The organism is Rhodococcus sp. P4_B6 (assembly GCF_056402215.1).
In genome coordinates this window covers 52,000-73,705 of record NZ_JBFUHV010000035.1, presented here as the reverse complement: position 1 = coordinate 73,705, position 21,706 = coordinate 52,000, and the positions used below count along the sequence as shown (strand labels likewise).

Annotated in this window: 26 protein-coding genes and 1 pseudogene; 10 read left to right on the top strand and 17 right to left on the bottom strand. The window is 65.4% G+C overall.

Annotation, left to right across the window (positions count from 1 at the left end; genetic code table 11):
* A partial coding sequence (locus tag AC1DWT_RS19195) for a transposase (RefSeq protein ID WP_477921812.1) occupies window positions 1-268 on the bottom strand: 268 nt, incomplete at its 3' end.
* An 816-nt stretch (window positions 269-1,084) separates the two neighbouring features.
* On the opposite strand from AC1DWT_RS19195, the gene AC1DWT_RS19190 reads away from it, so the two are divergent.
* A complete protein-coding gene (locus AC1DWT_RS19190) occupies window positions 1,085-1,639 on the top strand; it encodes a hypothetical protein (protein ID WP_477921811.1) in 555 nt (184 codons plus the stop codon).
* A gap of 687 nt (window positions 1,640-2,326) precedes the next feature.
* Here AC1DWT_RS19190 and AC1DWT_RS19185 read toward each other — a convergent pair.
* From AC1DWT_RS19185 to AC1DWT_RS19125, 13 genes and pseudogenes are all read right to left on the bottom strand, one after another.
* Window positions 2,327-2,770, bottom strand: coding sequence for a hypothetical protein (locus AC1DWT_RS19185; RefSeq protein WP_477921810.1), 444 nt, complete (start codon window positions 2,768-2,770; stop codon window positions 2,327-2,329).
* A 769-nt stretch (window positions 2,771-3,539) separates the two neighbouring features.
* Window positions 3,540-3,764: pseudogene (gene gvpK / locus AC1DWT_RS19180) on the bottom strand (gas vesicle protein GvpK).
* Between the two features lie 10 nt (window positions 3,765-3,774).
* The gene (locus tag AC1DWT_RS19175; protein WP_477921809.1) at window positions 3,775-5,142 is read right to left on the bottom strand and encodes an IS4 family transposase; all 1,368 of its coding nucleotides are present in this window, start codon (window positions 5,140-5,142) and stop codon (window positions 3,775-3,777) included.
* A 177-nt stretch (window positions 5,143-5,319) separates the two neighbouring features.
* On the bottom strand, window positions 5,320-5,538 hold the full coding sequence (locus AC1DWT_RS19170) for a gas vesicle protein (RefSeq protein WP_477921808.1): 219 nt from the start codon (window positions 5,536-5,538) through the stop codon (window positions 5,320-5,322).
* Window positions 5,535-5,852, bottom strand: a complete 318-nt coding sequence (locus tag AC1DWT_RS19165) for a GvpL/GvpF family gas vesicle protein (protein ID WP_477921805.1) — start codon at window positions 5,850-5,852, stop codon at window positions 5,535-5,537. Before AC1DWT_RS19165 ends, AC1DWT_RS19170 begins: the two co-directional genes overlap by 4 nt.
* Window positions 5,849-6,244, bottom strand: a complete 396-nt coding sequence (locus AC1DWT_RS19160; RefSeq protein ID WP_477921803.1) for a gas vesicle protein — start codon at window positions 6,242-6,244, stop codon at window positions 5,849-5,851. The genes AC1DWT_RS19165 and AC1DWT_RS19160 overlap by 4 nt, the downstream gene beginning before the upstream one ends.
* Entirely contained in the window at window positions 6,241-6,519 is a 279-nt protein-coding gene (gene gvpO, locus AC1DWT_RS19155) for a gas vesicle protein GvpO (protein ID WP_477921800.1), read from the bottom strand. Before gvpO ends, AC1DWT_RS19160 begins: the two co-directional genes overlap by 4 nt.
* A gap of 7 nt (window positions 6,520-6,526) precedes the next feature.
* The gene (locus tag AC1DWT_RS19150; protein ID WP_477921799.1) at window positions 6,527-6,778 is read right to left on the bottom strand and encodes a gas vesicle protein GvpG; all 252 of its coding nucleotides are present in this window, start codon (window positions 6,776-6,778) and stop codon (window positions 6,527-6,529) included.
* Between the two features lie 4 nt (window positions 6,779-6,782).
* A complete protein-coding gene (locus tag AC1DWT_RS19145; RefSeq protein WP_477921798.1) occupies window positions 6,783-7,589 on the bottom strand; it encodes a GvpL/GvpF family gas vesicle protein in 807 nt (268 codons plus the stop codon).
* Window positions 7,589-7,963 (bottom strand): gas vesicle protein GvpJ, encoded by a 375-nt coding sequence (gene gvpJ / locus AC1DWT_RS19140; RefSeq protein WP_477921796.1) that lies wholly within the window; start codon window positions 7,961-7,963, stop codon window positions 7,589-7,591. The genes AC1DWT_RS19145 and gvpJ overlap by 1 nt, the downstream gene beginning before the upstream one ends.
* A complete protein-coding gene (locus tag AC1DWT_RS19135; protein WP_477921794.1) occupies window positions 7,960-9,300 on the bottom strand; it encodes an SRPBCC family protein in 1,341 nt (446 codons plus the stop codon). The genes gvpJ and AC1DWT_RS19135 overlap by 4 nt, the downstream gene beginning before the upstream one ends.
* A 5-nt stretch (window positions 9,301-9,305) precedes the next feature.
* A complete protein-coding gene (locus AC1DWT_RS19130) occupies window positions 9,306-10,022 on the bottom strand; it encodes a hypothetical protein (protein ID WP_477921793.1) in 717 nt (238 codons plus the stop codon).
* 458 nt (window positions 10,023-10,480) lie between these two features.
* Window positions 10,481-10,783 carry a hypothetical protein gene (locus AC1DWT_RS19125; RefSeq protein ID WP_477921792.1) on the bottom strand — a complete coding sequence of 101 codons (303 nt, stop codon included), beginning with the start codon at window positions 10,781-10,783 and terminating at the stop codon, window positions 10,481-10,483.
* 58 nt (window positions 10,784-10,841) lie between these two features.
* On the opposite strand from AC1DWT_RS19125, the gene AC1DWT_RS19120 reads away from it, so the two are divergent.
* From AC1DWT_RS19120 to AC1DWT_RS19105, 4 genes are all read left to right on the top strand, one after another.
* Complete coding sequence (locus tag AC1DWT_RS19120; protein WP_477921790.1) at window positions 10,842-11,501, top strand: hypothetical protein; 660 nt, start codon at window positions 10,842-10,844, stop codon at window positions 11,499-11,501.
* Between the two features lie 41 nt (window positions 11,502-11,542).
* Window positions 11,543-12,115: a hypothetical protein gene (locus AC1DWT_RS19115; protein ID WP_477921789.1), complete on the top strand. Its 573-nt coding sequence runs from the start codon at window positions 11,543-11,545 to the stop codon at window positions 12,113-12,115.
* Entirely contained in the window at window positions 12,112-12,564 is a 453-nt protein-coding gene (locus AC1DWT_RS19110) for a hypothetical protein (protein ID WP_477921787.1), read from the top strand. The genes AC1DWT_RS19115 and AC1DWT_RS19110 overlap by 4 nt, the downstream gene beginning before the upstream one ends.
* A gap of 313 nt (window positions 12,565-12,877) precedes the next feature.
* Window positions 12,878-13,276 carry an anti-sigma factor gene (locus AC1DWT_RS19105; protein WP_477921786.1) on the top strand — a complete coding sequence of 133 codons (399 nt, stop codon included), beginning with the start codon at window positions 12,878-12,880 and terminating at the stop codon, window positions 13,274-13,276.
* Window positions 13,277-13,311: 35 nt separating this feature from the next.
* Here the strand turns inward: AC1DWT_RS19105 and AC1DWT_RS19100 are convergent, their stop codons facing one another.
* On the bottom strand, window positions 13,312-13,986 hold the full coding sequence (locus tag AC1DWT_RS19100; protein ID WP_477921784.1) for a PAS and ANTAR domain-containing protein: 675 nt from the start codon (window positions 13,984-13,986) through the stop codon (window positions 13,312-13,314).
* A gap of 197 nt (window positions 13,987-14,183) precedes the next feature.
* Between AC1DWT_RS19100 and AC1DWT_RS19095 the strand changes: the two genes are divergently transcribed.
* On the top strand, window positions 14,184-14,408 hold the full coding sequence (locus AC1DWT_RS19095) for an ANTAR domain-containing protein (RefSeq protein WP_477921818.1): 225 nt from the start codon (window positions 14,184-14,186) through the stop codon (window positions 14,406-14,408).
* 241 nt (window positions 14,409-14,649) lie between these two features.
* Window positions 14,650-15,420 (top strand): DUF998 domain-containing protein, encoded by a 771-nt coding sequence (locus tag AC1DWT_RS19090; protein ID WP_477921783.1) that lies wholly within the window; start codon window positions 14,650-14,652, stop codon window positions 15,418-15,420.
* A 33-nt stretch (window positions 15,421-15,453) separates the two neighbouring features.
* On the opposite strand, the gene AC1DWT_RS19085 is transcribed toward AC1DWT_RS19090, so the two are convergent.
* Window positions 15,454-16,059: a hypothetical protein gene (locus AC1DWT_RS19085; protein ID WP_477921781.1), complete on the bottom strand. Its 606-nt coding sequence runs from the start codon at window positions 16,057-16,059 to the stop codon at window positions 15,454-15,456.
* Between the two features lie 821 nt (window positions 16,060-16,880).
* Here AC1DWT_RS19085 and AC1DWT_RS19080 point away from each other — a divergent pair.
* Complete coding sequence (locus AC1DWT_RS19080; protein ID WP_477921779.1) at window positions 16,881-17,399, top strand: hypothetical protein; 519 nt, start codon at window positions 16,881-16,883, stop codon at window positions 17,397-17,399.
* 389 nt (window positions 17,400-17,788) lie between these two features.
* Here AC1DWT_RS19080 and AC1DWT_RS19075 read toward each other — a convergent pair whose 3' ends face one another.
* Window positions 17,789-19,090, bottom strand: a complete 1,302-nt coding sequence (locus AC1DWT_RS19075) for a hypothetical protein (protein ID WP_477921777.1) — start codon at window positions 19,088-19,090, stop codon at window positions 17,789-17,791.
* A 680-nt stretch (window positions 19,091-19,770) separates the two neighbouring features.
* On the opposite strand from AC1DWT_RS19075, the gene AC1DWT_RS19070 reads away from it, so the two are divergent.
* Both AC1DWT_RS19070 and AC1DWT_RS19065 read left to right on the top strand, forming a co-directional pair.
* Complete coding sequence (locus tag AC1DWT_RS19070; protein WP_477921775.1) at window positions 19,771-20,907, top strand: NAD(P)/FAD-dependent oxidoreductase; 1,137 nt, start codon at window positions 19,771-19,773, stop codon at window positions 20,905-20,907.
* 651 nt (window positions 20,908-21,558) lie between these two features.
* The gene (locus tag AC1DWT_RS19065; protein WP_477921773.1) at window positions 21,559-21,684 is read left to right on the top strand and encodes a hypothetical protein; all 126 of its coding nucleotides are present in this window, start codon (window positions 21,559-21,561) and stop codon (window positions 21,682-21,684) included.
* The last annotated feature ends 22 nt before the right edge of the window (window positions 21,685-21,706 follow it).

Below are 21,706 nucleotides of genomic sequence, written 5' to 3'. Positions count from 1 at the left end.
GCTGCCATTCCTTCTCGGCACCGCGTAACCGGGCGTTCTCTGCCCGCAGCCGCGCGAGCTCGTCCGCTTGGGTTTCCCCACCGGCGGTGCTGCGGGCCTCCGGGCGTCCATTGCGGGCGGTGGCCTTGCGAACCCACGTCCGTAGCGTTTCGCCACTGATGCCCAGGTCCGCGGCGACCGCCGCATATGTGCGCTGGCCGTCGGCCGCGCGGTACAGCGCGATCGCGTCTTTCCGGAATTCCTCCGTGTACAGAGACTGGCGTCCCACTTCGACATCCCTCCTGGCTCTCCTAGAACCATTGTCAGGGGTGTCCACTCCAAGGGTGCAACCTCAGTTGCGCTTTCTAAGGCTCTCTAGCGACCACGGGTGGGGCCGGCAGAATCCGCGGCGGTGGGCGTGGCGCCGGGATCTCTACGGGCCATGTGGCTAGGGTCGGGCAGGTGAGCGGCAGCGAGCGGGTGGTGATGTTCGACATCGACGGCGGCCTGGCGGACCTGTCGGCATTCACCCACCTCCTGACCGGCSASYCGGARGGGAGCCGYCGACAGGCGTGGCAGCGGTTCTTCGACCATGTCGGGCAGGCGGCGGYCATCGAACCGGGCCGAGATCTGGTGGAGGCGGTGGCCGGTCTGGGGTTSGTGGTGGTGTATTCCACSACCCGGCCCGTCTCCTRCGCRGRYCAGACCCGGATRTGGCTCGGGSRKAACRGWTTTCCACCCGGYCGGGCGCTGYTGTGCCGCTCCCKCAATGAYGTCCGRCCGCGGTCGAGGTCAAGGCCGGCCACTGCCGRGCCGTKGGGYMGTGGTTGTCRGCATTCGTCGACGACGAMCCGGAMRCCGTGGACSCACTGCGCTCCGGCGGGGTGCGGGCRCACTCGTTCAATGAGCTGACCGGGCTCCGGGTGCGCGAGCTCAAGACGGTGCTGGCTTCAAGGACGCCAGCCGCGCAGACCGGCAACGGAACGAACCGGAAATGGCGTCAACGCATTACACCGAACCTCAGACAAGGGCAGATGGCACAGAGATCGCCCTGAGCCGGTACTCCGGTAACCGGTGTCGGGACGACTCCCTAGACTTTTCACCCATGCTGACTGCCTGGGGCGATGAGAGCGGATCGCAGCCCGRYCGCGAYCCCGACACGTACCTGATCGCGGCAGCGTTRTGCGACGAGGACGACGTTCCGGAGATCCGCAAAACGATGGAATCGTTGCGGCTCACGACGGAGAAGAAGGTACATTGGCACGGCAGCAGCGCCGACCGCCGGCACGATCTCATCGAGGCCGTCGCAGCCCTCCGGCTGGCAGGTCTCGTCGTCATTCACACCGAAGCCGCGGTCTCCGACCGGCGCCACCGCAGAAAATGCCTGGAGTATCTGCTCCCCAACCTGGCCGAGATGCCCTGCAGTCACATCACACTCGAATCCCGCAGCCAACTCGACGCGAGCGATGTCGACATCCTGCAGAAATTTCGAGCCCAGAAGGTGATCACCTCATCGCTGCGGGTGAACCACGCCGTCGGGATGGTCGAGCCGGCGCTCTGGGTCGCGGACATCGTGTGTGGTGCGGTGGTCCAATCCCGGGTCGGGAATCCGACTTACCTGGCGAAACTGTCGGGTGCGGTCGACCTGCGCCAGATTTGATCCGGAACGACGCGAGCCACAGGCCTCGTCGTCCGGCGAGTTGTCCTGTGGCTCACTTCCAGCCCACCTCGATGGGGTGGCTTCACACGGAATATACCACTCACCGAGGTGTCAGTACCCGCGCTCACGGTCCGGCATCCGCAGTCGGGGCCGATCCGCCTCGACAACACCGGGCGGCTCCTGAGGGTCCGGGTAGGGCGGGAGGGCGGATACCGCAAACCTCGGGACGCTCATTCAACCCGTGGTGATCCGCCGGGGAACGCGAGCCGCAGGATGTGGAACAGCGGACTGCCCTCGATGTTCGCCGCGCCGACGAGCTGGCGCACGTAATGCCGACTTCCACTTCTTCCCGCTCGGCCAACCGGCGGGCGAGCTCGTTCGGAGGTGATTTCGTCTTCATCTATTCACGGTACGCAGGTCATCAGGCCTGATGAGGCCGGGTCTGTTCCTCGGGTGAGAGGTGTGTGTGGCAGTGGTTCGTGAGGTTACGGGAGGGCCGCACGCGGCCGGGGCGGGGTGGGCGAACACTCGGCCTCGGCGCGTACGACGTTGGGCGCCCCGCGGCCGAAGGGGTTGGCGACCGGAGTCGGGGCTGGCTGCCCCGGCAGGTGTGCGAGCCCGGGACAACGTACTGTGCGGGTACCCGGATCGGGGCTGGCTACGCTGGATGCTCCGCAGGTGGAGCGGTCACCGTGTGGCGGCGCGGACGGCCGCGACGAGTCCGGCCACGAGCAGGGCCAGCAGCGCGAGCACCAGCAGAATCGGCCCCAGCACCAGCCCGAGGAGAATGAGCAGGACGAGGGCGACCTGCACGGTGCGGCTCAACCCGGACACCAGGCCCTTGATCGCCGCCCATACCAGGTTCTTGCCATTGAGGGTGGAGTCGATCGCCCGTAGGGCGGCAGTGGTGCTTGGTCCACCATGGGCGAGGGATTCGGCGACGGTGTCCAGCCAGTGGTCGAGGCTCTTCCGCACGGCACCTCGGTCCTTGACTTCGCCGAGGAGTGGGTGGTCGAGGAGGTGGTGAAGGTGGGGTTTCAGCCATTGGGCGGCTTCGTCGACCGATCGTGACACGTGGCCGGGGCCGACGTCACCGGCGATCAGACCAGCTGGCGTCGGAAACCCCAGCACCGAGTCCGGCGTACCTCTCCTGGGGTGTGCACCGGCCGCCTGCCGAAGACCACGCCCGATGCCCGCACCGGCCCGGTTCCCTGTGCCGGTCCGTCCCAGGAGGGCCGAGCCGACTATGCTTTTCCGCGCCATATCAGGGGCGTACCCTCTCCGCGGTCCACGGAAACTCGGTACACCTTTCTTGGACGACGCCGGAGGATCCGACCGGATGGACTGTTCCTCGGCACCGAATTGCGCAGTCCTCTTTGGTCTTTGACCGATTGAACTCTGCCCGTTCGGGTAGTCCGCTAGCCGACCCCGCGTGCACCCTCTGGGCGGGCGAGGCAGCTGTGCGGGCCGTCCGGGACCGTCGGCGCAGTGCAACCTGCCGGGCGGGCGGTGCTGCCGCGCAGTGGGCGAATGGCCCCCTACGATTTCGTCGTCACTCCCAAACCCGAATAGAACCCGGCCACGTGCCGTCGGCTCTGACCACACCGTCGTTGTGCCTGGAACGAGAACGAGGAGAGACGGAGGGGCCGCCCCGGTCGGTTACTTCACGCGGTTTCGAGGTGTCTGTCCGCGGTGCTCTCACCGACGGGCGCGGTCTCAGTCCGCCAGCGCCCTCGACAGCTCCGGCCGTTCCGTGACCCCGCCGGGGGGTTCATCCGGCGGGGTATTGGGCCACCGCGCGGTCTGGGGCGCGGCGACACCCTCAACGGTAGCTGTGTCACGGGTCGGCGTCCGGACGGGAGCTGCCACCGTGGTGGGGACAGAAATTGAGTGATCTCGGTTATTCGTTGGACAGCAGCGGCCCGAGTGGTCCGAGGTCGATGTTGAGGTCCTCGGGGTCAACCCGAACTGATCCCGCCCTTCGGCCATGCGGTCCTCGAGCATCAGCTGACGCAGCAATTCGACGAGGATGAGGACCAGGGTGACCGGGCCGCGTTCGACCGATTCGGGTCGGCGCCCCGATACGTTGCGGCAGTACACGGTGGCACTCCCCGGTTAGGCGCAATGCCGCGCAGTTAAGGGTTTGGGCTGTCTGTCCAATCGGGCGGTTCGAGAACGTTGATGGCAATGTTGACCGTGGGGTAGTTGGTGCGATCGACCGCGCCTTTGGCGCGGTGTTTGGAGATCGCTCGTTTGACCACGCGGGGGCAATCACGTTCTCGGCGTTCGGGATTGAGTTCGGCTAGGACTGCGCGGCCGATCTTGCCGACCAGATCGATCGTTGTGCCGGCGATCACGCCTGACGCGAGTACCACCAGGTCGCGGGCGGTGGTGAGGGCGATCGTAAAACTCGCGCGCAGCGGTGGGACATCCGCACCGGTCGTTGCGTCGGCGATCGCGATACGCAGCGCTTGGTAGGTGGTCAACAACGCGTAGACCTCTTGGGCGACCCCGGGCGGGGTGCGGGCCCGCAGCATCGCATCGCCGAGGATGGTCGACTTCAGCTCGAGATAGGTCGTCTCGATCTCCCATCGCTGGTGATACAGCCGGACCAGTTCCGATGCCGGGTAGCGGCGATGATCGTTGAGGGTGGTGACCAGCCGGTATCGGCCGGTGCGGGGTGTGCCACCTTTCGGGGTGACAACGATCTCGGCATCGATGACCCGGACGACCACCGAGCCGATCGGGGCGAGCCAGGACCCGTCGGGCAGCCGTTCGATGGAGGCAAGCTTGCGGTTGCTCTTGCAGCGGATGAGCAGGTCGGCCTTGGTGTCCGCGATCTGCTCGATCAACGAGGCGACGGCGAAGTTGCGGTCGGCCAACAACAACATGCCATCGCGCAGGCACCCCGACAGCTGGGGCGCATAGGCGATCTCGGAGACACTGTAGGTTCCGAACACAGCATCGACGATGGTGCGGGTACCGCACGCCACCACGGCGAGCATGCGCACCATCGGGTAGCCCGAGTCGCCGTTGGGGCCGCCGGTTTGACGGTGGTAGGCACCGAGGTTGGCTACGCTGTCGGGCACGAACATCGAGGTGCCGTCGATCGCGCACACCAACAGTCCCCGCCACCGAGCGGTACCGGGGACCGGGCCTTTGATCAGGTTGAACAATTCCCTCAGTGGTGCGGCGCCGACCCGGAGGCGGGCCTGCGACAACGCCGAGGAACCCGGATCGGCCACCGCTCCTTCGAGTCCCGCGGTCAGCTTCGTCCACACCCGGGTATAGCCGATATCAGGGAACAGGCACGCGGACAGCAGCAGGTACACCACGACCCGCGACGGCAACTCCCGCAGTCGAGCCTGCGTGGCCCTCGCCGACTCGAGCGCGGCATCGACCATCTCGAACGGCACGATCCGCGTCAACTCACCGATATGCCCCGGCGCGAACCGCCCGGCGGCAACCACCGACTCATGTTTGATGACAGACTGAACAGGCAACGGAACTCCCGGAGAGGCTTGTCTTTGGCGGACAAAGCTTCCCTACCAGGAGTTCCGTTGCCCTATCTCACGACACGCCCAGTTCCTCGACCTCACTTGACCTGCCAGGACAATCCCTAACTGCGCGGCATTGCGGTTAGGCGCCCAGCTCGGCAGCGCTTGCGCCGACTGTCCGGATCAGTCATCGGTGGTATCCGGCCCCTTCGGAGCCGGCTCCAGGGCGCTGACCGAGGCGATGAGGGTGCGCAGCGAGATCCGCACCATGTCCACGTCGGCCAGCGATAGCGTGATCTCGCCGGTGATGACGACGCCGCCGCCGAGCACCCGGTCGAGCAGGTCGACGAGGGCGATGCGGCGAGTGTCGTCCGCGGGGACCGCGGGGACCGTGTCGCTCATGGGTTCGCCTGATCGATCCCCGCGAAGGGGTGCGGGGGCCACGGTCCGGTCATCTCCAGTGTCACACCCTGATGTTCGGTGTCGGGTGCCGCGACGGCCGAGGCGAATTCGTCGGCAAGTTCACGTCCTCGAGGTTGCGCCGCAGCGACCCTTCCTCGAACTCGCTCAGGGTCACCGTCCCCACCACCGCCGCCAGGCCCGCCGATTCCACGGTTCGCCGACCACGCCGGGCCACGCCGGTCAGCCAGTCGGGCATCGTCGACGCTGTCGGAGGCGATGCCGTACAGCCACACCCCGTCGTCACTCGCGGTCATCGTTCGTCTCGCCGCCTGCCCTCCACCTCGATCGGCCTACCCGCCTTCACCTGGGGACGCACCGACCGGTCGGACTCGAGTGCGGCAATGCGCTCCTTGAGCTTTCGATTCTCGAGTTCGAGGTCGCTGCTCTTGCCGGTCAGCCAGGGATCGTTCTCCCACCAGTTGATCCCGACCTCCCTCGCCGTCTCCAGCGAGGCGATCACCAACCGCACCTTGATCGTCAGCAGTTCGATGTCGAGGAGATTGACCTGGATGTCCCCGGCGATCACCAGCCCCTTGTCGAGTACCCGCTCGAGGATTTCCCCGAGATTCGTCGACTGGTGCCCGCCACCCATCCCGCCGGCAGGGCTCTGCGGGAGACGCCCGGAGTCGCCGCCGGACAGGGTCATGACTGGTCACCGGCGCCGCGGCTGTATCGGCGGGTTCTGCGGTAGGACAACAACTCTCCATCCATATCCAACACCAACTCGTACAGGGCGAGCAGGTCGGTCGAGGACGGGATGCGCCGATCCTCGACCACCTCCACTTCCACGGTCCACCCGTCGTCGGTCGGCATCACCGACGTCGCACCCAACGGTTTCTTGCCCGTCAGCTGCGTGATGTCCCGCAACGCGAGCGCGGCAATGTCCTGCGCCGGCAGGGGCGGTGGCAGATCCTGCGCCATGACCTGCTCACTCCTTCCCCGGAGTGGTGGGCCGTGCCGTTCCGGTCATCCGGTCCAGGATGGCCTGCTGCGCCTGCTCTTCCTCCTCGGCGGAGATCTCACCCCGCTCGCGGGCTTCCTCCAAGTCCTCGAGCGCGCGGCGGGCGCTGGCGGGATTGTGGAGTTCCTCCTCGACCTGCCGCTGAATCAACTCGGCCAGCGAGATCACCCCACGCACCGGTGCGAGCGGCAGCGTGATGATGAACGACAGCAGTCCCATCGCCTCAGCCCTCCGGCGTCGGGGACAGCACGAAGTCGTAGGCGGCGAGCGGTCCGAGCAGCCGCATCTCGACCCGCCCGTCCCACTGCTCCGCCAACGCTCCCACCGCCTGCTCGAGCTCGTCCTGCCGGGCAACCTCGACCAGGACAGCCACCTGCGCGGCATCCTCCTCGTGGGTGGGTTCGCGGACGTTGACCGAGTCGGCCAGCGAGTCGAGGGCTTCGACCACCGTGGCCGTATCTTCCTCTCGCTTCGCGACGATGGCGTTGGCCACGATCTCACCGAGTGCCATCCGGGCGTCGCGGGTGGTGGCCTCCGGCTGGTCGCGGATTGTGTCGCGCAGTGCGCTGGCCCGCTCGTTCTCGCCGATCACTTCCCACAGGATGGCGTGTTCGACGTAGCGGCCCTTCACCACATACTGGGCCTTACCCTCGAGCTCCTCCATCGCGGCGGCGAACTCGTCGGCGTGCGCGGTGAGCAATTCGTCCTTCACCGCGTCGGTGTCGGTCAGGACCGCCCCGAACCGCAGCGGCAGTACCGGCGCCACCCGCGCAACACCGTCCAGCAGGTGCGCGTGGGCCTGAAGGTCCGCGGGTTTACCGATCGGCCGGTCCACCGAAATTTCGCTCACCAGCGCCGCGATGTCGCCGTGCCTGACGATGCTCACCCGGGAGTCGTCGACGCCGACGGCGTCGTCTTCGGCCTCCACATCCGCAGGGACGATGCCGTAGACGTAGACGCCGGTGGTACGCGGCTCTTCGGGCGCATCGGCAGCCCGGTCCGACGCGTCGGCCTGCTTCGACGTGGACATCACCTGTCCCCTCTGCTGGATTTACGCGACACCCGCTCGCGCTCGGGCTCCTCTTTTCCGCCGCCGAGGAGATCACCGAGTTTTTCCCCGGCGGCCTCGAGCGCACCCTTGGTCTTCGACTTGGCACCACCCTCGGTCACGGACCCCACCAGATCGGTCAGGCCCTTGGGTTCGCTGCCGATCTCGAGCCGATTCACCGCCTCCGCGAAACGCAGATACGTGTCGACACTGGCCACGACGATGCGGGCGTCGATCGTCAGCAGTTCGATCCCGACCAGCGAGACCCGCACGTACGCGTCGATGACCAGGCCCTTGTCAAGGATGGTGTCGATGACGTCGGCGAGGCTGCTCGAGCTGGGCCCGCCGGTGGTCATCGGCGGGCTCCTCGCTTCGAGGCGGCGGACTTGGTGGCCGCGGTCTTGCGCGGGCGGCCACGGCGTGCCGGTGCCGTGTCTTCACCCGAGGCCGCGGTCTTGCGTGGGCGGCCACGGCGTTTCGGCGCTGCCGGCGGTTCACTCGCGGCCGCGGTCTTGCGCGGGCGGCCGCGGCGTTTCGGCGGGGGCGCCTCGTCCTCCTCGGCCTCCTCGTCGACCGCTTCCTCACCCTCGCCCTCGCCCTCGTCCTCTTCAGCCTCGTCTTCCTCTGCCTCGGCCTCGTCTATTTCCTCCGGCTCCTCGTACTCTTCCTCAGCCTCAGGCTCCTCTTCAGCCTCGTCTTCCTCTGCCTCGGGCTCCTCGTATTCGTCCTCGTCTGTTTCGGCGGGCTCCTCGGTCTCGTCCTCCTCGCCTTCGTCCGGCTGCGTTTCGTCCTGCTCGTCTTCCGGTTCCGCTTCGTCCTGCTCGGGCTCGACCACCTTGCCGTCCCGGATTTCTCCGCGCCAGCCCTCCACATCGTCGGGATGGAGAATCGACTGTGTCATGACGTGGCGTGCAAAGTGTTTCAACTCCAGCCGTGCTCGCCGTCCCTGCGCACGCCACAGGTTTCCCGTCTTCTCGAACAACCCCTTCGGGTGATACTCGAGAATCAGAACGATGCGGGTGAGATCCGGGGTCACCTCGTGGAACGTCACCGCACCGTCGATGAAACCCTTGGCACCCTTCGAACGCCACACGATCCGCTCGTCGGGAACCTGCTCGAGGATCGACGCTTCCCAGGTTCGGTGCGACAGGAAGATCTGCGCCTTCCACTCGACTTTCTCGTCCGATTCCTGCTCGACCCGTTCGACCTTTTTCATGAACGACGGAAAGTCGGCGAACTGGGTCCATTGGTTGTAGGCCAGCTGAACCGAGACCCCGACATCGATCGTTTCGACGATGTTGGTCAACTTCAGCTTCTTGCCTTTTCCGCTACCGCCACCGCCACCGCCGGTGACCGCATCCTTGAGGGCGGACGCCTTGTCCTTGACCGTCTGCTTGGCGCCCTCCCACCAGCCGCCACCGGTGTCGGACTTGTCCGGCGACTCATCCTTGTCAGACTCATCGTCATCCGATTTCTCGGAACCGGTGAGCGCGGCGAGCAGCCCTCCTTCGCCGCCGTTCTCGGCGTACTCGGTGAGCCGCCCGGAGGTGTTCGCCACCTTGTCCGAGACCGAGGACAGTGCCTTCTCGGCGACCGTGCCGAGCAGCTGCTGGACCGCGTCCTGCAGCACACTCGACGCGCCGTGCCCGTCACCCGGCACGGCCTCTTGCAGTTTCTTTGCGGCGCTCGTCATCGCCATCACCTCCGTGCCCGTCGGACGGGCGCGGAGTCCGTCGTGGCCTTGGCCCGTGTCCTGCGTTTGCGGGCAGGAGCCTCTTCGTCGTCGTCTTCGTCGTCTGACTTGTTGGTCCGCGACCTGCTCGCGGGCCGGGTGCTGCCGGTGCCCGAGACCCGGCGGCGCGGCGTGGGCCGCTTACGTGGGGCCGGTTCCTCGTCGGCCTCGTCTTCGTCCGGCTCTTCGGCCGTTGCCTCGTCTTCGCCGGGCTCCTCGTAGTCGTCGGCCTCGTCTTCCTCGCCGGCGTAGTCGTCCTCCGGCTGGTCGTCGGTACTGGGCTGCTCGTCGTCGTCCCGCGAACCAGTGCGCTTCCTGCGGCCAAATCTGCTCACCTTGGTGACATCACTGACGGTGTCCGTGGCATCACTGACGGTGCCCGTGATCTCCTTGCCGCCCGATTGGAGCCGGTTACTCAGCGAGTCGATGCGCTGGCTGGCAGCGGTGACCGCTGCAGCCTTCGCCGCGCTGACCAATTCTCTCCGAACCGTGTCGCCGAGTTTGGCGACTTCCGGGGAATTCGAGAGCATCTTTGTGCCGAGTGTGAGCAACTCCCGCGGCCCGCCGGGGAAGCGCCCGGCCGTCCCGGCCCCGGCGAGCATCAGTGCCAGCTTCATCCGGTGGGTGCGGCCTAGTAGATAGCCCGCACCGATCGCGGCCGCCATCTGAGTCTTGTTGTTCATCATTGAACCCCTTTTTGCCGAGTAGTCACCTAGCACCTCTCGCCGACCTCGGAGATGTGCCGCAGGACCGTTTCGGAGATGTGCCGCAAGACCGTGCGCGGAAGGGGTGCGCATTTTTTGACTACCCCAACCCGACAACGCCCAATCACCAGCACAACCACTACCCCGGCCGACTCCACGGATGCCCCGTTCCTGCATCCACACGTGCAGAAAGTCCGGCCGCCGATAATCCCGGAGCCTCCCGCAGCGACCGTGTCGAACCGAAGCGGCTGCGGCATTACCTCTCGGAGATGTTGCTGCGCAGCGGAATTACGCACTTTTCGGTGGTTCCGTGAGGGCTCGTCGTGCAACGGAAAATCGCGGGAAATCAATTGCGGAATGTCGCGATGAATTCTTTTCTTGCTGAGCCTCGTGCAGTCTTGTTCTTCGAATCGGGTCTGCCGGCCCGTTCGATCAGGTCAGCCTGCGGCGGCCCGCACCGCCGCGACGATCGCCATGACAAGCAGGGCCAGCAGCAGGACTACGAGCAGTACCGGCCCGAGGAGGAGTCCGAGGGCCAGGAGGAGAAGCAGGGCGATCTTGGCTTTGGTGCTCAATCCGGATGCCAGCCCTTTGATCGCGGCCCACACCGGATTCTTACCCTTCAGGGCGGCCTGAACGCCCTCGAGTCCGGCTTGCATGCCTACCCCGCCGTGCGCGACCTCGTCGACGAGAGTTTTGATCGACTCCTGGATTTTTTGTCGGATTTTTTCCGTCAGCATGGCGCCGCGGTCTCGCGCCGTCTCGAGGAGTCGGTGAAGGTGGGTTTTGAGCCATTCGATGGCGGCCTCGACCGACCGCGACACCCGGCTCCGGGTGGTGTCGGCGGGCTCGCCGCGTTCGGTGCCGTTCGCTGACGAGTCCGGTCGGTGTGTGCGATTCGGTGCGGTGGACCACGGGTGCGCGGACGTGCGGGATCCCTCACCTCGGGGATGTGTGCGGGCCGCCGGCTTCGCGGTGGTGGCCCGCGCCGGCGCACGCCCGGAGGGCGCCTCGCTGTCGGTGCGCCGCCGACGGGGTGTGCCCGAGGCCGATTCGGCGGTGGCGTCCGTTCGCCTCGGGCGCGGTATCGGTTCCGCTCGCCGTGGGCTGCGCCGGGAGGTGGCCCTGGTCGATGTCGCGGCCGCCGGCCGCCGGCGCGGCAGCCGCCCCTTCTCGGTTGTGAGGGGCGCCGTGGACCGTTTCGCCGTCGTGGATGTCCGGGCTTTCGGCTTGGTGGTGGCGGTCGCCGTGAGGTTGTCACCGCCGGTCTTGCCGTGGCCGGCCGCGCCGCCACGGCGCGATGCGACCGGTGTCCGGCCGCCCGTTCTCGCTCGTGCACCCATGCACCGCAAGTACCCCCGGGTCGATCCGCGGAAACCGGATTCAGCACCGGAACACTGCACCGACGCGGCCGCACCGTCGCTGTTCGACCACCACGCAATTGCCGTTTCCGAATAAGCCGCTCGGGTACCCGTCGAAGGACGAGGAGGTCTGAGGAAATGCCTGTTTGGGGATGGATCTTGATCGCGGCTATCGTCGTGATCGCCGTGGTGGCGGTCATCGTTGCGCGCTCGGTCAGTAGTCGTCAGCGGACGGAACGGCTGAGGGGACGGTTTGGTCCCGAGTACGAGCGGACCGTGGGAGAGGTCGGCAACCTCGACGCCGCGGAGGACGAGCTCACCGCGCGCGAACGAGAGCGGGCGAAGCTCGATATCGTCCCGTTGCCGCCCGAGGCGCAAGCGAAGTACGCCGACTCGTGGCGGACAGTGCAGATCGAGTTCGTCGACAATCCGTCCAGTGCGGTCGGTGCTGCAGACCGGCTCGTGATCCAGGTCATGCGCGAGCGCGGCTACCCGATCGACGACTTCAATCAGCGGGCGGCCGACATTTCGGTCGACCATCCGAAGGTCGTCGAAAACTACCGAACGGCGCACGGCATCTATCTAGCGCAGGAACAGGGCGACGTCGGTACCGAGGACCAGCGCGAGGCATTTGTGCATTACCGCGCGCTCTTCGAAAAGTTGCTCGAGACGGATGAGAACACAGACAAGCCGAAGGAGACGCGCGCATGACCAACCCAGATCAGCAACCCGAGAGCACCGGCCCGACCAGGGGGGTTGAAGCGTCGACCGAGACCACCGGCTCGATCAGGACCGAGCCCTCGAGCGGGACAACCGGATCTTCGACTGCGAGGACTGCCCCTTCGGCTGAGGAACGCCCATCATCGACCGAGACAACCGAATCATCTTCCCGGCAATCACTTTTCGCTGAGGACGAGCTGTCGGTCCTCCGCTTGCGCTGGGACGAGGTTCAGGCGGGCTTCGTCGATGATCCCAGAGAGTGCGTTCAGAAGGCCGACGGCCTCGTGTCCGATGTCGTCGACCGGCTCACGACCGGGTTCTCGGAGGCGCGTTCGCGGCTCGAGGAGCAGTGGGCTCGGGGCGAAGAGGGCTCGACGGAGGATCTTCGTCTCGCGCTCAAGCGCTACCGCGAGTTTTTCCAGCGGCTGCTCGCGCTCTGAGGAGCAAAAGAGCCAGGACAACGAGCTGCGGAGTTACCCCGGGACCACCGCATCCTGCCGCGGTGTTGGCGTTCTCGATCACCGGGGCAAGAACGATAGGACGAAGTTCGAGGAGTTCGTCGAGCACCGGGGAGCGAGACCGCCCGTTGGCGGGGATGTCGCGCGAACCGACCCCTGACGAGTCGCGTGTAATGCGACTGCCCCGCAGTAGCATTCGAGATATCTCCATTGCCGGAAGCGGGGGTGAGCTGATCGATGCGGCGCCGGCTTGTCAGATAGGTGGAACGAATCGCGGGAACCTGCGGTGGACGTTGTGAAAATCGGACCATGGACCACCGAGCTGCGGGTCAACGCAGCCCTGGATCAGTTGCCGATAGTTCAGGCGGCGGCGCGGACGTTAACCCGCCGGCGCGGATTCGCGCTCAAAGAGATAGCGGAGGTCACCCACGCGATCGACGAGGTGGGCGCGATGTTAATCGATGCGGCGTCGATCGGGTCCCCACTGCGCTGTTCGTTCGTCGTCTCGGGCTCTGACTTTCTCATGACGAGTACGGTCACCTCACGCCGATGTCTTCCGCGGCACCCCGGTTCGAGGTGGAGGGTGCTCGAGGCGTTGACCGATCGCGTGCTGACCACCGACCTTCTGGGGGAGTCTGAGGGCGAGCACGAGGTCGTGGTCGGGTTCGTCAAACGACGGCACGGGTTCACCTGAGACGGCCACCGTCCACGGCCAGCACACCTCACCGGTCAGTCCTGTGCCCCCGGCTGGGCGTCGGGGTGCTCGTGTGCGGTCAGGAGGACGTGGTCGAACCAGGCGCGGAACGACGTGGGGAGGGTCGCCTCGGCGGTGAGGGCGTCGACGAAACGCTCGGCGAGGGTGTGAAGTTTGGTGTTGGTCTCCTGGGAGCGCCAGGTGAGGATGCCGAAGGCGCGTTCGGAGGAGATGCCGTAGACGAGCATGAGTGCGCCCTTGGCCTGCTCGATCACCGCCCGCGATTGTTCGAATTCGGCGACGGCGGCCTCGGTGAGCGCCTCGTTGAATTCGCGGAGGTCGGTTTCCAACGTTTCGGTGACGTCGATGTAGTACCCGGATGTGCCGATGACCTGGTCGTTGTCGTCGAGCATTCGATCGCCGACCACGATGACATGGTGGATGCGGCGGTCGGTGTCGATGATGCGGTGTTTGCTGCTGAACGGCTCGCCGGCGTGGATCATCTTGTCGAAGAGGGCCGCGACCTGAGGTTGGTCGTCAGGATGCTTGTGGGAGAGCAGCAGTTCGGTGGTGGGGGTTACCTCGCCCGGGTGGTAGCCGTGCATCCGGGCGACGGGGTCGGACCATTCCCAGCGCTGGCCGTCGAGGTAGAACCGGAAACTTCCGCCCTGTGGGGGTGCATTCGAGCCGAGGAGCTCATCACTGTCCACAGCGGCACCCGCCGCCCTCGCGGCTCACCCGCCTCGTCTCGGATGTCACTGCCACAGTATGCCGAGCACTCACATCGGAGTGCGCACGATTAGTCCACACTGCTGCAAACGGCGGATCACCGCCGCGGCACCCGCGAGAATGCGCACCGATCGCCTCCGTTGTACATGTGGCATCTACCCGAACGCGCCGCATCCTCATGGGCCAACGCCACTGCGGCCCCGACGAAGCATTCGCCTTACTCGTCAACTTCTCCCAGCGAGCCAACTGCAAACTCCGCGACGTCGCTGCCGCCCTCGTTGCCGAGACCGTCACCCGGCAGAAATTCGTTCCTCCCGCAGCTCGACGACCATCGCACTTGAATTGCAATTCAGCACGGTTTCTCTCGGCAATAGTGGAGCGGAAGATGCAGAGCGGAGGCTGACTAGAACTGGAATTCAAGGCCATCCTGAGACCACAGGCAGACATTTCGGACAGCATTCTCAGGTTCGGGCCGTAGAGTCACGCAGATCATCCGGGCCGGCTCTTTCCGGCCTCACTCGACACATCTGGTTCGACAGAGAGAATTCACTATCAGCAATCCGCACAGCGCTGGAACATCACCGAGAACCCACAATCTTCGCCACGCAGCTGCTGGCACGGCCTGGGTACTTTCGTTCGCCTACTTGTTGGCGGAGGTGTTCACCGCGGCGGCGTGGAGCACGCCTTACAGCTTCGCGCAGGACTCCATCAGCTCCCTGGGCGTGACGACCTGCGAAGTCGGATCCTGCTCACCGATGCACGACGTCATGAATTCGACGTTCGTCGCGCTCGGGGTGCTCACCCTCCTCGGTGCACTGTTTCTTCATCGGCACATACGAAGTGGCCGGGAGAAGAAATGGATACTCTCCCTTGCCGTGATCATCGCGGTCAGCACCGCTGCCACCGGACTGTTTCCGGCGAACGATGGAACGATCATCCACTGGTCGGCCGTGTTGCCGGGCTTCGTGGCGCGCCACGTGGTGCTCGTGCTCATCGCCTGGCATMTGTGGCACGAGAAGCGGCTGGTCGCCCTGTGGTCCGCACTGTGCGCACTCGTGGGCCTGGTCGGCGCCGGCCTCATGCTGGGACAGGCGCTGCATTTCGGCCTGGGGGAGCGTCTCGCTCTCTACCCGTTACCGATGTGGATGGCCGTGACCGGCATGGCGGTACTGATGGGGCTGGCACGCCGCACGGTGTTCCGCAATGTCGAGTTCTCGCTGCGCACTTTCCACCCGCGCACCGCTATTTCGCGGCCGAGAGGGTCCGCGGTTGCGGCACCGCTGTGCTCGATCGTTGGCAGCCACGAACCACTGGCGTGGACTCGGCCGCGATACCGTCGTCGACGAGCTGACGCGCGGATGTGCGATGGCGCCGTGACTGCGGGCGGTGGGGCGTCGGGACGCTCGGTGCGGTGATCGTCGCGGTCGCCGCGGCGGCGCAACTGGTGGTCAGTGACGCTCGCCGGTCGGCGCTGTTCCGGTGCCCGGTGGCGGCGTCTCTGCGCGGGCGAGTTCGGCTACGCGGTCGGCCAGCTCTCCGGTCAGTGTCGTGTCGGGTTCGGTGCTCGTAGCGTCCGCGAGCTGGGTTATGACGTTGGCGGTCGCAGGGTCGGCAGTGTCGGTGGTCGCGGAGTGCTCGCGCTGGCGTGGCGCCTCGATGTCTTCGAGGTGCTCGGCGAGCATGTCGGTGTCGAGTTGGTGTGCCGCCTTCTCGTTCAGCTCGGCGTTCGGGGCGGTCGCGGACCGAGGGACGGTCTCGCCCTCAGCGCTAGCGATATCCGATGCGCCGGCATCGTCATCGGTGTCTGATGCACTGCCGGAGGTCAGGGTGCTGCTGGGTGCGGTGTCAGCGGCACGATGGGCACGGTCCTGGTTGCCCAGAACGGTGCCGACGGCACAATCGAGAAGGCTGAGGCTGCCCCGATACAGCCGTCGGGCCGGTGCGGCGGGTGCCAGGTGTGCGATGACCTGGTCGTCGATCAGGTGAAGGGGGTAGCGCACGATCGTGTACTGCGCACGCAGTATGGCCACGGGTAGTGCGGTGAGGATGTTCATGAAGGCTCCAGGTTCGGGCGACAGGTCTATCGGCAGGGGCGGTGTGATCGGCTGCTCCCGGCGCGGCGCCCATCCGTGGTGGCCCGGGGCAGTCAACCGTGCGCTGAGGCTCGTTTCCTGTACAGGACATAGGCGATCACGCCGACCAGAATGACGATTCCGATAATTTTCACAGGGAGCGGTTACCCGATCCGTGCGTTCCTCACGCGGTGCGCCCGTCGATCCGGGGCACCGCGGGCGGTGACACGGACCCTTCGGCCCCATCCGGCGACGACGTCGCTGAACGCGCTGCTCGAATCCAAGCTCGGGCGTGGCCGTCACCGCGTCCGGACGCGGTGACGACATGTGTACCGAGGTACCCAACCGCGACCGGAAGCAAGCCTGCCTGCACCGGCGGGTCAGCGTTGCCCGTTGGCTGCCGTCTCGTTGCGGCGCTCGGCCTTTTCCGCTTCGGCCAGCTTCTCCACGCGGTCGGCGCGAGCGCGTTTGCCCGCTGCCTCGTCCTGCTTGTTCGCGGCGTCCTTCAGCTGGGCCTTGGCCGGCTTCTCCCCACCGAATGCGTTGCGCGCCTACCGGCTGTTCTTCGGATTCCTGCAAGGGCACATTCTCGACGAGCTCCCTCCCTTGTGAGGCGGTGCAGAACCTCCGATGCTTGTCGTATGACATTCGGACGCAAGATCACAGGTGTGGCCGGGACGGCAGCCGTCGTATATAGAGCCTTGGTGTGCCCTCGGCTCATGCGCTGGGGCGCGACCGATGAGGAAGTTGCTGGGCCGTATCCCGGTGCCGACCTGGTCCCCGACGGTGAGAGGGGCGCGACGATGGCCGTCACGATCGACGCGCCGCCAGATCAGGTCTGGCCGTGGCTCGTACAGCTGGGTGGGGATCGTGGGGGATGGTACTCCTGGGATCACCTGGACAACGCCGGTCGCCCTAGTGCTCACAGCGTCCACCCTGAGTGGCAGGACATCGCCCTCGGTGACTACGTGAAGTACTGGACACGCCGCCACGGCCCTGTGGACGCGTGGGAGGTTGCAGCGCTTGAACCGAATCGGTTCCTGGGGCTGCATGGGTTGAGCGATCTTCGAGGCCGCAGTCTTGATCCCCAGCAGTCACGGCCGTCGGCCTACACGGAAGGACTCTGGGGCTTCTTGTTGAATGAGTTACCTGGCGGGCGCACACGTCTGGTGATCGGCGGTTATCAAGTCTTCCGCCCTCGATGGCTTGAACGGTTCGTCTCCTACTGGCTTTCCCCCCCGGTTGTCTGGATCATGCAGGCACGAATGTTGGCCGTACTCAAGCGCAACGTCGAACGAGCGGCCCGCGGAAGGACTGGTTAGCCTCCGGTCCGAACACATCCCCGGTTCGGAGACACACAAACATGCCGCGGAGCGTGCGCGGTTCTCTCGCCCCGTCGATGTCCGTAAGGGGAACGACGACAGGGCGTCCCGAAAGCCAGCCCATGGCTGGAACGAGCTGAGCTGCGCGGGTCCCGATAGCCCCGCCGGTCAAGAATCCCGAATCACGGGCGACGAACGGGACAGCGGTTGGTCTGCTCTGGATAGTTATGCGCAGTTTTGGGTTGTCTCTCATTCGGCCATTTCCGAGACGCGGATCCGTGAGACAACCACGCCATGCCAAGGTCTGGGAGTATCGTCGCGGTGGGGACCCGGCACCCTCGCGGCCGGTGAGGGAACCGGGCGACTCAAATGATTCTCGATCGGCAGAATTAAGACCCAGACGCCCGATCGGCTAGCGCTGGGGCTTTGGTGAATCTGAGCGTGTCTCCCCAGTTTCCGATTTCCCAGCTCCCGTTGTAGCCCGAGAACCCGTGGTCCGTCTTGGTTGCTGTTCCGCTTTTCTGATCGGGATTATCTGCCGTACCCGTGATCTCTGCGATCTGGATCCCGAATTGGGTGATCGAGCCCCACTGCTGTATTTGACTCTGCATCTGCTGGATGTCGCGTCCGGCACTATTGCCAGAGTCGGGCTGGATTGCCGCCTTGTATGCACGCGCTGACGTTTTCATTCCGTTAAAATAGTCGAGGTAGCTTTGCTTAATGGGCCCGTTCAGTTGATCGCACATCTTGTCGCACTGTGTGACTACATTCTCAATGTCCAGGATTTCAAACACAACGTCCGCTACCGACATGACGACTGCGACAACTGCAATGAACTTGCCGACAGCATCCATGGCGCCAAAAGCAGTGGCGTCCACTTCCTCCACAGGAAGGCCGGCAGCTTCTGCCTGTGCCTTAATGGTGTCGTTCGCAATTTTCAATTTATAAAACATAATCGCGATGCACGCATTTTGGATCATGGATATCTCGGGCTTACCGGGGAAATTCCAACCCGCCAGAAAGTCCATGAATTTCTTGACGTCGGCATCGGTCTTTTGACTGAGATTCAGCGTATCCAAAGCATCGTAGACCGCGTTTATCTCGTCGCTGTTGTATAGACGCCGCGCGGACTCGGCGTACTGCTTGAAAGTCCCAACATTCAACGTCGTGTTTCTCTGCACCTGCGCTAAGAATTGCAGTAGAAGGCCGCGACATGTTCGCGTGTCGAGGCCCACCGGAGCCTTGCTCGCAATCAGATTGTTGTTTTGCTTGTATTTAGCGACGTAATCACTCACCTGCGAGTTTTTGATTTGAGCGGAGATGTCAGCGTCGGCCGATGTCAGCTTATTGTTGAGGTCGGTGGCCTTCGATGAAATAACTTTTTGCTGAATGATCTCGGCAGCTTCGAGAGCGGCGAACGCTGCCATCCCAAGTCCGAAAGACCAGATTGCAGCTACCGCGGCTCCGTCGGCGGCAATCTGGGTAGCGTCCTCCGCAATGGTCAGGTCACGCACCTCGCACGACAAGTCGTACAGCGTCGTGAATTCGGCGTTGACCGCCGTGTCTGAATCGAATTCTCCAAGATTTACAAAGAGAGCCTGCTCGGAAATAATGCCGTCGATGTTTTCCTCTGATTCGGTCTCCCAGGTAGACATGTAGTTCAAGTAGGTGATGAGGTCCGTGCTGCCCATGTGAGGTTGCCTTTCGAATCGACTCTTCAACCGACGTACACGCCGGCCGTCGTGAAGCCGTGGTCTTGCCGACGTAGTGCGGTGCGGCCGCGGATTCCGGCGGGTAGATGGGTGGAAATCTAGGAACCTCAATCGTCCGCTGCTGATCGGCGAAAGGTCAAGACTGGTTGGTCCTGTTTGACAGTAGGTCCGAGCGTATCGGCACGAATTCTGCATAGTTATACACTGCTTCGGATTGCCTCTCATTCGAGCAGTGTTGAGGCACCGCACCAGTGCTGAGGCGCTGCATCAGGGAGATAGGCACCGGCCATCGACGACAACTTGCTCGAGACATCTGACCCTGCCATGCCGAGCATTGTTTGCATTCGAATTGATGTGGGTCACGGATCAGTGCGTCAGAAACGACCGATATCTTTAGTCGTCCACTCGAGTCCGTCGGTGGCCTGCAGATCTGCGTTGCGGACAATGTGTTCGACGGACCGCTGCTCGGTGCGGAATCGGGTGGCCGCTAGTTCGGTGGTGCAACCGATGACCGATCGGCGTTCGGTGGTGTGCAGTCAGTGCGTCGACGGACTACGCGGGGCACCGTTCCGGGCGTCCGCGCGTCGGCACCGCCGCCGGGCGGGATCGCGATTCGCCCGCGACCGCCGCGACCGCCCCGACCGGGGAATACTGGTGACATGCGGACCGTGTTGATCCTCGGCGCCGGGTTCGGCGGCCTGGAGTTGGCCGCCTGCCTGTCGGAGTCGCTGGCCGGCGAGGTCCAGGTCGTGCTGATCGACCAGAACGACGCGTTCATGTTCGGCTTCTCCAAGATGGACATCCTCTTCCACGACCAGCCGCCCGAGGCGGTCCGGATTCCGTACGCCGACCTCACCCGGCCGGATGTCGAGTTCCGCCGGGAGGCGGTGACCTCGATCGACCCACACACCCGGCGCGTGACCACCGACCGGTCCGAGTACCAGCCGGACATCCTCGTCGTCGCGCTCGGCGCCGACTACGACCCGGCCGCCACCCCGGGTTTCGTCGAGGACGGGCACGAGTACTACTCCATCGACGGGGCCTGCCGGTTGCGGGAGCGGCTCGAGAGCTTTACCGGCGGGACCGTGCTGCTCGCGATCCTCAGTGTCCCGTTCAAGTGCCCACCGGCACCCTATGAGGGCGCGATGCTCCTGCACGAGAAGCTGACCCGGCGCGGAGTCCGGGAGAGCACCCGTATCCATGTGCTCAGCCCGATGGACTCGCCGATCCCGGTGTCCGCGGACACCTCGTCCGCGCTCGTCGACGCGCTGGCCGACCGCGACATCGCGTACTCCCCGGGCCTGCGGGTGCAAGCGCTGGACCCGGCCGGGCATGTGGCGGCCACCCGCACCGGTGACCTCGCCTACGACCTGTTCATCGGGATCCCGACGCATCGTGTCCCGGCGGTCATCGAGGCATCAGGCCTCACCGAGGGCGGCACCGACGGCTGGGTCGCCGTCGACCCGCGCACCCTCGCCACCCGGTACCCGGGGGTCTACGCCATCGGGGATTGCGCCGACGCGCCCGTTCCCCGGGCAGGCGCCTTCGCCGAGAACGCCGCCCGCACCGTCGCCGCCGGCATCGCCGCCGGGTTGCACGGCTCGCCCCCGCCGGAGAAATACCGTGGCCAGGGCACCTGCTACATCGAGTTCGGGGACGGGCTGGTCGGCAAGGTGGATGCGGACTTCCTCTCCGGCCCCACCCCGGTCGCCCCGTTCTTCGGGCCCTCGGTCGAACTCGCCCGGGAGAAGGCGGAGTTCGCCGCCACCCGCCGCCACCGCTGGTTCACCGGCTGACCAGCGCCACGAAGACGCCGCGCACATCGCCCGAATCAACGACCCGCATCACCCGCACGGCGAGATCCCCTCCACAACGCACCATCGGCACCGAAACACCACGTGGGCTACATGAAAGACGCGGTATCGCCGACTACAGTTATCGACCGTTTCCGAGACACCGACCGCGGGACCGTGGCCGCACGGTCTCATGTCGGTCGCGCCGTGTACTCTGTGCGCAGTTCCGGGACTCCTCCCCCCATTCGATTCTCGGAACCCCCCGCCCCGGCGTCACCCCCCGACGTCGGGGCACATTAATGCCCGGACTTTCGTCTGTACGCCCACCTTCGACGGCCGCGGTCCTTCGGCCCGAGCGAGGCCGCCTCCGGTGTCCCCCGGATCGAGCTCCGCTGTGCTGCGCCCTGCAAAAGCGCCATTTGTTTCTCCTTCCGGCTTCCGAGTCTCGCCGGGCCGGTCCTGCGCGCAACCGCCGGCGCATGCGGCGGGCCCAAGGGCTCCGAAGGCTTTTCTCCCTCCGCTTGGCTCCCCCCGAAAACTCTCCGGCCCGACGGTGGCACTGCGTCCCTGATCCCGGCGGACCTCCCCCTTGCCCGAAGACGAAAAGAATTGGCGGGGCACGAGTTACGTCCCGGCTCGAGCGAAAGGTTACCGGTGGCGACGAACGAGGACGACTACCGGGAAGGCGACCAGGGCGCCGCGACCAATCGCTGTGCAGGCACGTTCTGCGGATGCGGCGACTTCTCGTGCGACATGAATCAGTGCGCGAACGGGGAATGAGGGATCGACATGACTACTGCAC